Below are 14718 nucleotides of genomic sequence, written 5' to 3'. Positions count from 1 at the left end.
TTCCGTCCGTCAATGCAAGGCCGTGCTCGCCACGGCCTCGTCACGCGCGTCCGCCACGCGGAAGCACATGAAATTGATGTTGCGCAGCAGCAACAAAAATTGTCAGTGATTCTCATATAACGAAATCGCATTTCACAGCACGGTGACGTTCCTCTATGATTAGGGTTATCCCTAACTCGCCACCTACATGGGGCTTCGTCATGCAAACGTCTAATGTCTCCGATCGTTCCACCCAATCCGCTGGCTGGCTCGCACGTGTTGGCGAGCTGCTTGCAGAAGCATGGGCACTGCACCTCGAGAACTGCGAAGTCATCGCTGAAGCGCACGCACGCCTGCCGCGCTGAGCGCAGCGTCACATCATCCGTCTGACCCGCCTGCCGGGACGCGCGCCGTAAGGCCGCCGCGCCCGGCATCGGCGTGGTGGATGAGCGCCGCAAAAGCCGACGGAAGATTCATCCGTTTTCCGGCCCCGCAGGCATTTCCCGCCTGTTTCCGGCTCCGGGCCGCGCCCATTCGACGCGACAGCCCGATTGCCGCTCCTCTCCGGCACATCCGCGAATCTCGTCGTCACGACGATGCGCGTGCCGTCTCCGCCTGTCGTCACACCTGAATCGACGGCACGTCTTTCATGCACCGCAGCGCGAACATCGAGCGGCTGTGGCGAATGCTCGAAATCCTGTACAGCTTCTCGCGCAAGAAGCGCTCGTAGCCGGCCGTGCCGTCCACCGCGACCTTGATCCAGTAGTCGTATTCGCCCGACACGAGGTAGGCCTCGAGCACTTCGGGCAACGCCGCGAGTTCGGCGCCGAAACGCGCGAGCGCGTCGTCCTCGTGGCGATCGAGCGTGACTTCGAGGATCACGATGTCCGCGTAGCCGAGCATGCGCTGGTTGACCAGCGCGACGTAGCCGTCGATGTAACCATCGAGCTCAAGCTGCCGCGTGCGGTTCCAGCATGCGGTGGTCGACATGCCGATCTGTTCGGCCAGTTCTGCGTTCGACAGACGCGCATTTTTTTGCAGTGCACCGAGGATCTTGCGGTCCTGGTTGTCGAGGGTTTTCGGCGTGCGTTCGCGGGTAGCCATGATGGAAAGAATCTTCTACTTAAAATCGGCATTCTATCTGAACAGGATTCCTGTTTCGGGTGCGTTTTGCTGGAAAACAGGAAGCCTTTTAACCGGCTCGCTTGATACATTTTCTCCATGCCTGTTGTCCGGCACGCTCCCCGCGACAACCCCCTCGCACCGGGACGCCCGGCCGCAATCACGAGTTGCGGCGCCGGACACGCAGGCATGCAGTGTCCCGCCTCCCGCGCGCCTATCCGGCTGCACGGGCCGGCGCCTGATCCATCGTTTTTCGCACATCCCGTCATGTCGTTCAGGCTTTATCTGTCGTTCCTCGCTGCGTCCGCCGTCCTCATCTATGCCCCCGGCCCCGTCAACCTCCTCACGATGAACCAGGCATTGCGCACCGGCTGGCGCCGCGCGCTGCCGTGCGTATGGGGCGGCACGCTCGCCGTGCTGCTGCAGCTCGCGCTGACCGCGCTGTGCCTGAATTCGCTGGTCCGTCTCGACGAGCACGCGCTGAACGTGCTGCGCTGGGCCGGCGCGGCCTACCTCGTGTGGCTCGGCTGCAAGCAATGGCTCGGCCGCACGCCGATCGCCGCATCCACCACGTCGGCCCAACCCGGCAGCACCACATCCGATGACAGCGAACGCGCGCTGTTCTGGCGCGGCGTCGCCACCTCCGGCCTGAATCCGAAGACGCTGCTGTTCTTTCCGTCGTTCTTTCCGCAGTTCATCGTTCCGAACGCGGACTGGAGCCTGAACGCGCAGTTCCTGCTGCTCGCGACGTCCTTCGCGCTGCTGTTCGCCGGCGGCGTCGCGTCGATGGCGCTCTTCTCGCACCGGCTGAGCCGTGCGCTGCAGCGTCCGGCGCGGATGCGCGCGATGAATCGCGTGACGGGCGGGCTGCTGGTCGGCATGGGCGCGATCATGGCCGGCTGGAACTGAGACCGGGCGGCCTCACGCGCGGGTGCCGGGTCAGCCCCGTGCCCCGCGAAAAAGCAGCCGATCGCCGAATGCTTTAGGGTAGCGGCTGGTTCGTTGGACATGCCCGGCTCGCCCGGGCGATTGCATGAAGCACGTCACTACCCGCCTGCGGCGCCTGTTCGCGCCGATCGGCCTGCACTGGTATCTCGCTCTCCTCCTCGCGCTCGATGCACTGATGGTGCTGCGCCCCGTCGTCGCCCATGCGAAGCTCGGCGCGCATCATGCGTGGCTCACCGATGCGCTGAACCTCGTCGACAATGCCGGCCTCGTCGTGCTGCCGCAGGTCGTCGTCGCGGCCGGCCTCGCGACGATGGCCATCGGCATCGTGCTGCGTGCCCGCGTCGCGTGGGTGCTGTCGATCCTGCTGCTGGTCGCGGCCGCCGCGATCAGCATCCTCGGCGGCTATCGCAGCAACGCGGTATTCGTGTACACGGCCGTCCTCGCCGTCACGCTGATCTACTACTGGCGCCATTTCGACCGCGCGAGCGTCGCCGCGAGCAGCCTGTTCGCGCTGCTCAGCATCGTGTCGCTGCTGATCTACGCGACCTTCGGCGTGCTGTATCTCGGCGACGAATTCACGCCGCCGGTCCACGACCTCGCCACGGCCGTCTACTTCTCGATCGTGTCGATGTCGACGGTCGGCTACGGCGACATCGTGCCGCACGCACCCACCGCGCGCCTGTTCACCGCGTCGGTGATCGTGCTAGGCATCACGGTGTTCGCGACGTCGATCAGCGCGGTCATCGGGCCGGTGATCGGCGGCAGCCTGAAACGGATCGTCAAGGGAGGCATTTCGAACGTGATCCGCAAGCATCATTTCCTGATCGTCGGCGCGACGCCCGTCGCGCATGCAGTGCACGACGGGCTGCGCACGCGCGGCTACGCCGTGACCGTCATCGTGCCGGCCGGCGTCGAGCACAACTATGCGGGCGCGACCGACCTGATCGTCGGCGACGCCACCGACCACGCGGTGCTGGAAAGCGCCGGCGCGGCCACGGCCCGCGCGGTGCTCGCGCTGCGCTCCGACGATGCCGAGAATGCGTTCATCATCCTCGCGATCCGCGAGATCGCGTCGACGGTGCGTACCGTCGCGCTCGTGAACCAGCAACGCAACCTCGAGCGGCTGCGCCTGCTGAAGCCGGACATGGTGTTCTCGCCGCAGCAGCTCGCGGGCGAACTGCTCGCCAGCACGCTCAACGACGAACCGGTCGACAAGTCGGTGATCTCGCACCTGCTGTTCGGCACCGACGCCGCCGCGTGACCGGTGCCGGCCGGCGTGCGGCCGGTACAATCACGCGATGTCCGAATTGCTCACTTACGGCGGCCTGTTCGCCGTGTCGATGGTCGCCGCGACCCTGCTGCCGCTCCAGTCCGAAGCCGTGCTCGCCGGCCTGCTGCTCGCCGGGCGCGAGCCCGTGTGGGCGCTGGTGCTGGTCGCGAGCGTCGGCAACGTCGCGGGCTCGGCGGTCAACTGGGCGCTCGGCCGCGGCATCGAACACTTCCGCGACCGCCGCTGGTTCCTGGTCAAGCCGGCCGCGCTCGCGCGCGCCGAGCGCTGGTATGCGCGCCACGGCCGCTGGTCGCTGCTGCTGAGCTGGGCGCCGGTGGTCGGCGATCCGCTGACGATGATCGCCGGCGTGCTGCGCGAGCCGCTGCCGACCTTCCTCGCGATCGTGATGATCGCGAAGGTCGGGCGGTATCTGGCCGTCGCGTGGCTCGTGACGCACTGACGCCGCCCGCCTGCATCGGGCCAACCTGCTCGCCCCTTGCGGCTTCGCACCGCTAAAGAATTCGCCGAACCTGCCGTATTCCTTACGGTATGCGGTGGCGCGTGCGTTCCGCCTCTCTCCCTCTCCACTCAGGATTCGTATGAGATTGACCCAACTGGGCCGGGCGAGCGTCGGCGCGCGCCTGGCCGCGCTGGCATGCGTGCTGGTCGCGCTGCTGTTTACCGCCTTCGCATGGGCGCTCGCCCATTTCGCCGGCCAGCAACTCGCCGACGAGGCCCATGCGCGCATCGCGGACAAGGAGCAGTCGATCCGCGCGATGGTCGAGATGTTCGACAAGGCGCTGTCCGCCGAAGCCACGCGCTCGATGGCGCTGTTCGCCAGTTTCCTGCCGGCCGATTTCGCGCTCGACCCGGCCCGCACCGTTGACATCGGCGGCGTCGCCGCGCCGACACTCTCCGCGGGCGGCCAGCCGCTCGACCTCGATTACGCGATTCCCGACCAGTTCCTGAAGAAAAGCGGCGCGATCGCGACGATCTTCGCGCGCGACGGCGACGATTTCGTCCGCATCACGACGTCGCTGAAGAAGCAGGACGGCACGCGTGCGGTCGGCACGCGCCTCGATCGCGCGGGCCCCGCCTACGCGCCGCTCGTCGCCGGACGCAGCTATACGGGCCTCGCGAAACTGTTCGGCCGGCCGTACATCACGCAGTACAAGCCGGTCACGGACGCGACGGGCCGCGTGATCGGCGCGCTGTTCGTCGGCCTCGACGTCGGTGCCGAGCTGCAAGTCGTGCAGGACGGCATCCGGGCGCTGAAGATCGGTGAAAACGGCTATTACTTCGTGCTCGACGCGTCGCCGGGTGCATCGCGCGGCACCTTCGTCGTCCATCCCGACGCGGCCGGCCAGCGCGCGGACGACGCGCGCGCGCCGTACGCGCAAATGCTCGCCGCCGGCCAGGGCCGGCTCGCTTACGCGTCGGCCGATCCGGCCGCGCACGATACCGGGCCCACCGCCAAATTCGTGTCGTTCACGACGATTCCGCAGTGGCAATGGCTGGTCGGCGGCATCGCGCTCGACGACGAACTGCTCGCGAGCATGCGCACCGTCCGCAACCGTTTCCTGATGATCGGGGCCGTGCTCGTCGCGGCGTTCGCGGCGTTGTTCCTCGTCGTCGTGCGACGCGTGGTGAGCCGGCCGCTCGATGCGGCGGCGCGTGCGTCGGAACGCTTCGCGGCCGGCGACCTCAGCATCCGCATCCGCGACGGCGCCGCCGCGCGCGGCGCGGCGGGCAACGACGAGATCGGCCGGCTCGTGCAGGCGGTCGACGGAATCGGCGACGGCCTCGCGCGGATCGTCGCGCAGGTGCGCAGCGGCTCGTCCGACATCGCGCGCGGCACGGTCGGCATCGCGGCCGGCAGCGGCGACATCGCCGCGCGGATCGCGACGCAGGCGAGCAGCGTCGAACAGACTGCAGCCAGCATGGAGCAGATCACGGCCGCCGTGCAGCAGAACGCCGAACATGCGGCTCAGGCGAACGCGCTGGTCGCCGACGCATCGGCCGCCGCGACCGACGGCGACACGGCGGTGCAACGCGTGGTCGCGACGATGGACGACATCGGCCGTGCGACGCGCCGGATCGCCGAAATCACCGGCACGATCGAAGGCATCGCGTTCCAGACCAATATCCTGGCGCTGAACGCTGCCGTCGAGGCCGCGCGCGCGGGCGAGCACGGCAGGGGCTTCGCGGTGGTCGCGGCAGAAGTGCGCGCGCTCGCGCAGCGCAGCGCGGCCGCGGTCAAGGAAATCGACGCGCTGAGCGCTGAATCGTCGACGACCGTCGAACAGGGCTATCGGATCGCGGACGCCGCGCGCGGCACGATGCGCGACATCGTCCAGCGCGTCGATCAGGTCAGCACGCTGATCGGCGAGATCAGCGCCGCGTCGCGCGAGCAATCGACCGGCATCGAGCAGGTGAATCAGGCCATCACGCAGATCGGCGAGGCGACGCAGCAGAACGCGACGCTGATCTCGGATGCCGAACGCGCGGCCGTCGCGTTGCGCGACCAGGCCGCGCAATTGTCGGAAGCCGTCAGCGTGTTCCGGCTGGCCCGCGACGCGTGACGCACGACGAACGACCGGGCAGCCGCCCGGTCGCGTCGATCACTTCTTGTCCCCCGCCAGGTCGATCGCCTTGTCCGACCCGACCGCGTTGCGCAGCTGGAATTTCTGGATCTTGCCGGTCGACGTCTTCGGCAGCTCGCCGAAGCGCACGACCTTCGGCACCTTGAAACCCGCGAGCAACTGCCGGCAGTGCGCGATGATTTCCTCCTCGGTCGCGCTCATGCCGTTGCGCAGCTCGACGAACGCGCACGGCACCTCGCCCCATTTCGGGTCGGGCATCGCGACCACCGCGGCGACCTCGACGGCCGGATGCCGGTACAGCGCATCCTCGACCTCGATGCTCGAGATGTTCTCGCCGCCGGAAATGATGATGTCCTTGCGGCGATCCTTGATGCGGATATAGCCGTCCGGCGTCAGCACGCCGAGATCGCCCGTGTGGAACCAGCCGCCGTGGAATGCCTCGTCCGTCGCGTGCGGGTTCTTCAGGTAGCCCTTCATGCAGATGTTGCCGCGGAACATGATCTCGCCGAGCGTCTCGCCGTCGGCCGGCACCGGCGCCATCGTGTCCGGGTCGAGCACCGTCGCACCCGCTTCCAGGTGATAGCGCACGCCCTGCCGCGCATTGAGCCGCGCGCGCTCGTCGTCGGGCAGTTCGTCCCAGTGCGCCTGCTTCGCGCATACGGTCGCCGGGCCGTAGACCTCGGTCAGTCCGTACACGTGCAGCAGGTCGAAGCCGATCTCCTTCATCTTCGCGATCACGGCCGGCGCGGGCGCGGCACCGGCGACCATCGCGTGCACCGTGTGATCGATGCCCGCGCGGAACTCGGCCGGCGCATTCGCGATCGCGCTCTGCACGATCGGCGCGCCGCAGTAATGCGTGATGCGTTCGCGACGGATCAGGTCGAACACCGTCTTCGCGTCGAACTTGCGCAGGCAGACGTTCACGCCCGCGCGCGCCGCGACGGCCCACGGGAAGCACCAGCCGTTGCAGTGGAACATCGGCAGCGTCCACAGATACACGGCGTGCTTCGGCATGTCCCATTCGAGGATGTTGCTGATCGCCGCGAGATACGCGCCGCGATGGTGATAGACGACGCCCTTCGGGTCGCCGGTCGTGCCGGACGTGTAGTTCAGCGCGATCGCCTCCCACTCGTCGGCGGGCAGTGTCCACGCGTAGTCCGGGTCGCCGCCCGCGACGAACGCCTCGTAGTCGGTCGCGCCCGCGAAGCGCGCGGGGTCGGCCGGCATCGCGTCGGCGACGCTGACGATCTTCAGGCCCGGCACTTCGAGCGCCGCGCGATGCGCGAGCTCCGCGTATTCGGTATCGACGATCAGCACCTTCGCTTCGCCGTGACGCAGCATGAACAGCACCGACGAAATATCGAGCCGCGTGTTGATCGTGTTGAGCACGGCGCCGGCCATGGGCACGCCGAAGTGCGCCTCGACCATCGCCGGGATGTTCGGCAGCAGCGCCGCGACCGTCTCGCCACGCGCGACGCCGGCCCGCGCGAGCGCACTCGCGAGCTGCTTCGACCGCTTGTAGGTCTCGCCCCACGTGCGCCGCACGTCGCCGTGCACGATCGCGAGGCGCTCGCCGTAGACTTCGGCCGCGCGGACCAGAAAGTCGATCGGCGTGAGCGGCACGTAGTTGGCGTCGCGGCGGCCGAGTCCGGCCTCGAACATCTGCGTCATGATCCTGTCTCCCGTTTTCTGCCGGCCGGCGCGCATGCACCCCGATCGGTTTTGATGTGGTTCAATTGCCGATAGCCTAACGGGCGCTATTGTGAGCCGTCTGTCATCGAAACGACAGAGTGCCCGATGAACGCTGCGCGTTATCCCTATCCTCGCAAACCCGCACCCATGCACGACCACTCCGTTGCTCCGCCCGACGCGGCCGCTACGCCGGACCACTCGCCGGCCAACCCGCCGCTCGAACCGGGCCCGTTGCCGGCCCTGTCCGTGCTGTTCGGCCAGTGCGCGTGGTTCCGCGCGCTGGCGCCGGAACACCAGGCGCTCGTGCTCGCGCAGTCCCACGCGGAACGGCACGAAGCCGGCGACGTGATCGCGCAGCGGCTCGCGCCGTCCGAATACTGGATCGGCGTGCATCGCGGATTGCTGAAGCTGGCGATCTTCAACGCGTCGGGGCGCGGCTGCACGTTTTCCGGCGTGCCGTCGGGCGGCTGGTTCGGTGAAGGCAGCGTGATCAAGCGCGAACTGCGCAAGTACGAAGTCGTCGCCGTCCAGCGCTCGATCGTGCTGTTCGTCCCGGTCGACACGTTCCATGCGCTGCTCGACACGAGCCTGCCGTTCACGCGCTTCGTGATCCATCAGTTGAACAACCGGATGGGCGAATTCATCGCGTCGATCCAGAACAGCCGGCTGCTCGATGTCGACGCGCGCGTCGCGCAGGCGCTCGCGCAGCTGTTCAACCCCGCGCTGTACCCGGACACCGGCCCGTCACTCGCGATCTCGCAGGAGGAACTGGGGATGCTCGTCGGCGTGTCGCGGCAGCGGATCAACCAGGCGTTGCAGCAGCTCGAGAAACTCGGCGTGCTGAGGCTCGCGTACAACCAGATCGAGGTCGTCGATCTGGCCGCGCTCGCGCGGGTCGGGATGGAACAGATCTGAGCGGCGTCCGATGCGCGGAACCGCCGCCGATGCGGCATGCGCGTGCGGTCCGGCGGCGGTTTCCGCGCACCTGCGTCCGCGCACCTTTCATCCGATGAATCGACCTTGCGCCGCCCCGCCCCAACCTGACAATTCCGCCAGTTTCGCGCCAGTGACCCGTTCCGCCCCGACGCCTATCATTCGGGTTCCCTTCACCGACGCCTGATCACCGCCTGTCCCGCTGCCTCCATGTGGATCGTCAATCTCGCGCTCAGGCGCCCCTACACGTTCATCGTGATGGCCATCATGATCGTGCTGGCCACCCCGCTTGCGCTGATGCGCACGCCTGTCGACGTCCTGCCGGCGGTCAACATTCCCGTCATCAGCGTGATCTGGAATTACACCGGCTTCTCCGCGAAGGAGATGACCAACCGGATCACGGCCGTTCATGAACGGATCCTGACGACGACCGTCAACAACATCCAGCACATCGAGTCGACCTCGCTGCCCGGCATCGCGGTCGTGAAGGTGTTCCTGCAGCCCGGCGCGAACGTGCAGACCGCGATCGCGCAGACGGTTTCGTCCGCGCAGGCGATCGTGCGGCAGATGCCGCAGGGCGCGACGCCGCCGCTCGTGATCACCTATTCCGCGTCGAGCATCCCGGTGATCCAGCTCGGGCTGTCCAGCAAGACGCTCAGCGAACAGTCGCTCGCCGACATCGCGCTCAACTTCCTGCGCCCGCAACTGATCACGATCCCGGGCGCGCAGATCCCGTTTCCGTACGGCGGCCGCACGCGCGTGGTCGCGATCGACCTCGACCCGCAGGCGCTGCTCGCGAAGGGCCTCACGCCCGCCGACATCGTCAACGCGGTCAACGCGCAGAACCTCGTGCTGCCGACCGGCACCGCGAAGATGGGCCAGACCGAATACCGGATCGACACGAACGCGTCGGCCGACACGGTCGCCGATATCAACGGCCTGCCGGTGCAGACCGTCAACGGTGCGACGACCTACCTGCGCGAAGTCGCGTCGGTGCGCGACGGCTTCGCGCCGCAGACCAACGTCGTGCGCCAGAACGGCCAGCGCGGCGTGCTGATGTCGATCCTGAAGACCGGCGACGCGTCGACGCTGAAGGTCGTGTCGGACCTGAAGGCGCTGCTGCCGAAGGTGATCCCGACGCTACCCGAAGGGCTCACGATCACGCCGCTGTTCGACCAGTCGGTGTTCGTCAACGCCGCCGTGCAGGGCGTGATCCACGAGGCGCTGATCGCCGCCGTGCTGACCGCGATGATGATCCTGCTGTTCCTCGGCAACTGGCGCAGCACGCTGATCATCGCGATCTCGATTCCGCTGTCGATCTTCACATCGCTGATCGCGCTGGCCGCGCTCGGCGAGACCATCAACATCATGACGCTCGGCGGGCTCGCGCTCGCGGTGGGGATCCTGGTCGACGACGCAACCGTCACCATCGAGAACATCGAGCGGCACCTGCATCTCGGCACCAACCTGCACGACGCGATTCTCGAAGGCGCGGGCGAGATCGCGGTGCCCGCGTTCGTGTCGACGCTGTGCATCTGCATCGTGTTCGTGCCGATGTTCTTCCTGACGGGCGTCGCGCGCTTCCTGTTCGTGCCGCTCGCCGAAGCGGTGGTGTTCGCGATGCTCGCGTCGTACGTGCTGTCGCGCACGCTCGTGCCGACGCTGGCGATGCTGCTGTTCCGCCCGCAGCAGGCCGGCACCGGCCCCGAGCACGCGACGTCGCGTTTCGCGCGGCTCCATCACGCGTTCAACGCCGCGTTCGAGCGGCTGCGCGCGTGGTACATCGTGCTGCTCAGCATCCTGCTGGTGCGCCGCCGCTTCTACGCGACGTGCTTCCTCGGCTTCTGCCTGCTGTCGACCGGCCTCGTGTTCGTGCTCGGCCGCGACTTCTTCCCGAACGCCGATTCCGGCAACATCCGGCTGCACATGCGCGCACCGACCGGCTACCGGATCGAGGAAACCGCGCGCCTCGCCGACCAGGTCGAGCGCGCGATCCGCGAAGTCGTGCCGCCTGACGAACTCGGCGCGATCGTCGACAACCTCGGGCTGCCGGTGAGCGGCATCAACCTGTCGTACAGCAACAGCGGCACGATCGGCACGCTCGACGGCGAACTGATGATCGCGCTGAAGGCGGGCCACCGCTCGACCCAGCACTATGTGCAGACGCTGCGCACGCTGCTGCCGCAGCGCTTCCCCGGCGTCGAGTTCTTCTTCCAGCCGTCGGACATCATCACGCAGATCCTCAACTTCGGTCAGCCGGCCGCAATCGACGTGCAGGTGCTCGGCAACGATCTCGCGAGTAACATGGCTATCGCGAGCAGCCTGATGAAAAAGATCAGGCAAATCCCCGGCACCGTCGACGTGCACGTACTGCAGCGCAACGACGAACCGACCCTGGTGGCCGATATGGACCGTACGCGCATGCAGCAGCTCAGCCTTTCCGCGCAGAACGTCGCGCAGAACATGCTGATCTCGCTGTCCGGCAGTTCCCAGACGACCCCGTCGTTCTGGATCAACCCGCGCACCGGCGTCCAGTACCCGCTGCAGATCCAGACCCCGCAATACAACATCGCGTCGATCGACGACCTCCTCGGCACGCCGATTTCCGCGAGCGGGCGCACGGGCATGCCGCTGCAGCTGCTCGGCAACCTCGTGCAGATCCACCCCGTCTCGAACCCGGCCGTGATCACGCATTACAACATCCGCCCGGCGATCGACCTGTACGTGAGCGTCGAGGGCCGCGACCTCGGCTCGGTCGCGGGCGCGATCGACCGGATCGTGTCCGACGCGCGCGCGACGCTGCCGCGCGGCACCGACCTCACGGTGCGCGGCCAGGTCGAGACGATGCGCACGTCGTACATCGGTCTCGGCGCGGGCGTCGCGATGGCGATCGTGCTCGTCTACCTGCTGATCGTCGTGAACTTCCAGTCGTGGCTCGATCCGCTGATCATCATCAGCGCGATGCCGGCCGCGCTCGCCGGCATCGCATGGATGCTGTTCATCACCGGCACGCACCTGAGCGTGCCCGCGCTGACGGGCGCGATCATGACGGTGGGTGTCGCGACCGCGAACAGCATCCTGGTTGTGTCGTTCGCGCGCCAGCGCCTCGCCGCCGGCGCGCCGCCGCTCACGGCCGCGCTCGAGGCCGGCGCGACGCGGATCCGCCCGGTGCTGATGACGGCGCTCGCGATGATCATCGGGATGGTGCCGATGGCGCTCGGTCTCGGCGAAGGCGCCGAGCAGAACGCGCCGCTCGGCCGCGCGGTGATCGGCGGCCTGCTGTTCGCCACCGTTTCGACGCTGCTGTTCGTGCCGCTCGTGTTCGGCGGCGTGCATTCGCGGCTGGCCCGCCGGCGCGCGCGCCAGGCCGGACACTGACTTTCGCCCCTAGCCTTTAGACCCGGTCAATTCATGGAAGAGAAACATCACAGCTCCGTCGGCATCCAGGTGGACGAACACGGCATGCACCTGCCGACGCGCACGTCGGTGTCGCGGCGCGGGCGGGTCGTGCTGATCGTGGTCGGCGTGCTGCTGGCCGCGGGCGCCGCGCGCACGATCGTCGTCAACGTGCTGAACCGCAACCGGCTCGACGCGGTGGCCGAGCAGAACACGCGGCAGTACGTGAACGTCGTGCATCCGGTCGATGCGGCCACCGGCGGCAAGCTGACGTTGCCCGGCACGCTGCGCGGCTTCGTCGAGGCGCCGATCTATGCGCGCGCGAGCGGCTACGTGCTGCGCTGGCAGGCCGACATCGGCGCGCACGTGAAGCAGGGGCAACTGCTCGCCGAGCTCGATACGCCCGAGCTCAACCAGGAACTCGCGCAGGCCACCGCGCAGCGTCAGCAGGCGCAGGCCGCGCTCGCGCTCGCGAAGACGTCGTTCGACCGCGCGCAGCAGCTGCGCCAGCGCGATGCGGTGTCGCAGCAGGAACTCGACGACCGGCAAGGCGCGTTCAACCAGGGCAGCGCGAATCTCGCAGCGGCCGATGCGAACATGCGCCGGCTCACCGAACTGAAGGGCTTCCAGCGCATCGTCGCGCCGATCGACGGAATCGTCACGCAGCGCAACGTCGACGTCGGCGACCTCGTCAATTCCGGCAACGCGGGCCGCTCGCTGTTCACGGTCGTGCAGGCCGACCAGTTGCGCCTGTACGTGCAAGTGCCGCAGGCGTACGCGCAGCAGGTGAAGGTTGGCCAGCACGTGAGCGTCGCGCAGGCCGAGCTGCCCGGCCAGACCTTCGACGGCACGATCACGCGCACGTCCCAGGCGATCGACGTCGCGACGCGCTCGCTGCAGATCGAGATCACGCTGCCGAACCCGGACGGACGGCTGCTCCCCGGCTCGTATGTGCAGGCCACGCTGCCGATGACACCGGTCGGCCGCCTGCAGATTCCGGCCAACACGCTGCTGTTCCGCGCCGAAGGACCGACGGTCGCAGCCGTCGACGCGAACGGCCAGGTGCACCTGAAGGCGGTGACGATCGCGCGCACGATCGGCCAGACGCTCGAAGTCGACGGCCCGCTCACGCCGAACGACCGCCTCGTCGCGAACCCGAGCGATGCGCTCGCGAACGGCGACACCGTCATCGTGCAGGCGCCGCCGGCCGTGAAACCGGCGTCCGCCGCCGCGGGAGCGAAGTCGTGAGCGCGATGCGCGCCCGCCTGCGCCCCGCCGCGGTCCTGGCCGTCGTCGCGGTCGCGGCGCTTGCCGGCTGCACGGTCGGCCCCGACTACCGGCGCCCCGCCGTCGAGACGCCGGCCGCGTGGCGGCTCGACCCGGCCGACGCGTACTGGCACCCGGCCGCGCCCGCCCGCGCGCCGCTCGATCCGGCCTGGTGGACCGCCTTCGGCGACGCGCAGCTGGACATGCTCGAAGCCGACGCGTTGCACAACAACCAGAACCTGAAGGCCGTTGCCGCACGCTACGACCAGGCGAAGGCGACGCTCGCGTCGGTCGCGTCCGCGCAGTATCCGGCCGTCGGCCTGAACGCGAGCGGCCAGCGCTTCAAGATCTCCGCCGACCGGCCGCAGACCAACTACGCGACGCGCAGCATGTCGACCGTGCAGAACGACATCCAGGTCGGCGCAAGCGTCAGCTACGAACTCGACCTGTTCGGCCGCGTGCGGCGCAGCGTCGAATCCGCGCAGGCCAGCTCCGAGCAGGCGCGCGACGATTTCGCGAACGCGCGCCTCGTGCTGACCGCCGATCTCGCGTCGAGCTACTTCGCGCTGCGCGAACTCGACAGCGAAATCGACGTCGTCAAGCGCTCGATCGACCTGCAGCAGAAGGCGCTCGACTACGTGAGCGCGCGCCACGACCTCGGCGCGGTGTCCGGCCTCGACCTGCTGCAGCAACGCGCGCAGCTCGACGCGACGCGCACGCAGGCACAGCTGCTGATCCAGCAGCGCGCGCAGGTCGAGACCGCGATCGCGACGCTGGTCGGCACGCCGGCCCCCGAGTTCTCGCTGCCGCCGCGCGTGGTGCCGATCAACGCGCCCGCGCTGCCGACCGGGATGCCGAGCGACCTGCTGCAGCGGCGCCCGGACGTCGCGTCGGCCGAGCGCGCGATGGCCGCCGCGAACGCGCAGATCGGCATCGCGCGCGCCGCGTACTTCCCGCGCATCGCGCTGTCGCCGGACATCGGCTGGGACGCGACGCGCTTCTCCGGGCTGTTCACCGTGCCGGCGCTGCTGTGGTCGATCGGCGCGTCGGTCAGCCAGCCGCTGTTCGAAGGCGGCAAGCTGAAGGCCGGCGTCGATTTCGCGCAGGCCGGCTACGTGGCCGCGCAGGCCAGTTACCGGCAAACCGTGCTCACCGCGTTCCAGGAGGTGCAGAATGCGGTGACGGGCCTGGCGGTGCTGGCCGAAGCCGCGCAGCAGGCGTCGGCGGCCGTCGACGACGCGCGCAAGCTCGTGTCGCTCGCGCAGGACCGTTATGCCGGCGGCCTCACGCCGTTCATCGACGTGCTGACGGCCCAGCAGCAGTTGCTGACGAGCGAGCGCCAGGCCGTGCAGATCCAGGGCCAGCGTGCGGCGCTCGTCGTGTTTCTCGCGAAGGCGCTCGGCGGCGGCTGGGACGGCGGCGCGACAGGCGGCGCCACGCCGACCGACGTCGCGGCGGCAACCCTCCAGCCCGCCGCGAGCGTCGGCCCCTAACCCGGTTACAAGGACA

11 protein-coding genes are annotated in these 14718 nt (G+C 68.4%); 9 read left to right on the top strand and 2 right to left on the bottom strand.

The features are described from left to right. Nucleotides 1-200: 200 nt before the first annotated feature. Nucleotides 201-344, top strand: coding sequence for a hypothetical protein (locus WS87_RS22425; protein ID WP_179955234.1), 144 nt, complete (start codon nucleotides 201-203; stop codon nucleotides 342-344). 256 nt (nucleotides 345-600) lie between these two features. Here WS87_RS22425 and WS87_RS22420 read toward each other — a convergent pair whose 3' ends face one another. After that, nucleotides 601-1083 carry an Lrp/AsnC family transcriptional regulator gene (locus tag WS87_RS22420; protein ID WP_006755380.1) on the bottom strand — a complete coding sequence of 161 codons (483 nt, stop codon included), beginning with the start codon at nucleotides 1081-1083 and terminating at the stop codon, nucleotides 601-603. A gap of 285 nt (nucleotides 1084-1368) precedes the next feature. On the opposite strand from WS87_RS22420, the gene WS87_RS22415 reads away from it, so the two are divergent. The 4 genes from WS87_RS22415 to WS87_RS22400 all read left to right on the top strand — a co-directional run bounded on the left by WS87_RS22415 (nucleotide 1369) and on the right by WS87_RS22400 (nucleotide 5901). Continuing rightward, nucleotides 1369-2010, top strand: coding sequence for a LysE family translocator (locus tag WS87_RS22415; RefSeq protein ID WP_059819023.1), 642 nt, complete (start codon nucleotides 1369-1371; stop codon nucleotides 2008-2010). Between the two features lie 124 nt (nucleotides 2011-2134). Then, nucleotides 2135-3310 carry a voltage-gated potassium channel protein gene (gene kch, locus WS87_RS22410; RefSeq protein WP_059819022.1) on the top strand — a complete coding sequence of 392 codons (1176 nt, stop codon included), beginning with the start codon at nucleotides 2135-2137 and terminating at the stop codon, nucleotides 3308-3310. A gap of 37 nt (nucleotides 3311-3347) precedes the next feature. Further along, nucleotides 3348-3779: a YqaA family protein gene (locus WS87_RS22405; RefSeq protein WP_059819021.1), complete on the top strand. Its 432-nt coding sequence runs from the start codon at nucleotides 3348-3350 to the stop codon at nucleotides 3777-3779. A gap of 139 nt (nucleotides 3780-3918) precedes the next feature. After that, nucleotides 3919-5901 carry a methyl-accepting chemotaxis protein gene (locus WS87_RS22400; protein ID WP_059819020.1) on the top strand — a complete coding sequence of 661 codons (1983 nt, stop codon included), beginning with the start codon at nucleotides 3919-3921 and terminating at the stop codon, nucleotides 5899-5901. A gap of 39 nt (nucleotides 5902-5940) precedes the next feature. Here the strand turns inward: WS87_RS22400 and WS87_RS22395 are convergent, their stop codons facing one another. Next, complete coding sequence (locus WS87_RS22395; protein ID WP_059819654.1) at nucleotides 5941-7593, bottom strand: acyl-CoA synthetase; 1653 nt, start codon at nucleotides 7591-7593, stop codon at nucleotides 5941-5943. A gap of 168 nt (nucleotides 7594-7761) precedes the next feature. Between WS87_RS22395 and WS87_RS22390 the strand changes: the two genes are divergently transcribed. The 4 genes from WS87_RS22390 to WS87_RS22375 all read left to right on the top strand — a co-directional run bounded on the left by WS87_RS22390 (nucleotide 7762) and on the right by WS87_RS22375 (nucleotide 14702). Continuing rightward, nucleotides 7762-8529: a Crp/Fnr family transcriptional regulator gene (locus WS87_RS22390; RefSeq protein WP_059700280.1), complete on the top strand. Its 768-nt coding sequence runs from the start codon at nucleotides 7762-7764 to the stop codon at nucleotides 8527-8529. 228 nt (nucleotides 8530-8757) lie between these two features. Then, nucleotides 8758-11925, top strand: a complete 3168-nt coding sequence (locus tag WS87_RS22385) for an efflux RND transporter permease subunit (RefSeq protein ID WP_059819019.1) — start codon at nucleotides 8758-8760, stop codon at nucleotides 11923-11925. A gap of 33 nt (nucleotides 11926-11958) precedes the next feature. Beyond that, nucleotides 11959-13191 (top strand): efflux RND transporter periplasmic adaptor subunit, encoded by a 1233-nt coding sequence (locus tag WS87_RS22380; protein WP_059690007.1) that lies wholly within the window; start codon nucleotides 11959-11961, stop codon nucleotides 13189-13191. A gap of 5 nt (nucleotides 13192-13196) precedes the next feature. Continuing rightward, nucleotides 13197-14702, top strand: coding sequence for an efflux transporter outer membrane subunit (locus WS87_RS22375; protein WP_059819018.1), 1506 nt, complete (start codon nucleotides 13197-13199; stop codon nucleotides 14700-14702). Nucleotides 14703-14718 lie beyond the last annotated feature (16 nt).

This window comes from Burkholderia sp. MSMB0856, assembly GCF_001524645.2.
GTDB lineage: Bacteria > Pseudomonadota > Gammaproteobacteria > Burkholderiales > Burkholderiaceae > Burkholderia > Burkholderia diffusa.
Note: the sequence above shows the minus strand (reverse complement) of the source record. Positions and strands in the feature narration are given on the sequence as shown.

What these genes read in the sequence shown, in the direction of transcription:
- WS87_RS22425 (WP_179955234.1), top strand. Translation starts at nt 201, where the DNA reads ATGCAAACGTCTAATGTCTCCGATCGTTCCACCCAATCCGCTGGCTGG.
- WS87_RS22405 (WP_059819021.1), top strand. Translation starts at nt 3,348, where the DNA reads ATGTCCGAATTGCTCACTTACGGCGGCCTGTTCGCCGTGTCGATGGTC.
- kch (WP_059819022.1), top strand. Translation starts at nt 2,135, where the DNA reads ATGAAGCACGTCACTACCCGCCTGCGGCGCCTGTTCGCGCCGATCGGC.
- WS87_RS22380 (WP_059690007.1), top strand. Translation starts at nt 11,959, where the DNA reads ATGGAAGAGAAACATCACAGCTCCGTCGGCATCCAGGTGGACGAACAC.
- WS87_RS22415 (WP_059819023.1), top strand. Translation starts at nt 1,369, where the DNA reads ATGTCGTTCAGGCTTTATCTGTCGTTCCTCGCTGCGTCCGCCGTCCTC.
- WS87_RS22385 (WP_059819019.1), top strand. Translation starts at nt 8,758, where the DNA reads ATGTGGATCGTCAATCTCGCGCTCAGGCGCCCCTACACGTTCATCGTG.
- WS87_RS22390 (WP_059700280.1), top strand. Translation starts at nt 7,762, where the DNA reads ATGCACGACCACTCCGTTGCTCCGCCCGACGCGGCCGCTACGCCGGAC.
- WS87_RS22400 (WP_059819020.1), top strand. Translation starts at nt 3,919, where the DNA reads ATGAGATTGACCCAACTGGGCCGGGCGAGCGTCGGCGCGCGCCTGGCC.
- WS87_RS22375 (WP_059819018.1), top strand. Translation starts at nt 13,197, where the DNA reads ATGCGCGCCCGCCTGCGCCCCGCCGCGGTCCTGGCCGTCGTCGCGGTC.
- WS87_RS22420 (WP_006755380.1), bottom strand. Translation starts at nt 1,083, where the DNA reads ATGGCTACCCGCGAACGCACGCCGAAAACCCTCGACAACCAGGACCGC.
- WS87_RS22395 (WP_059819654.1), bottom strand. Translation starts at nt 7,593, where the DNA reads ATGACGCAGATGTTCGAGGCCGGACTCGGCCGCCGCGACGCCAACTAC.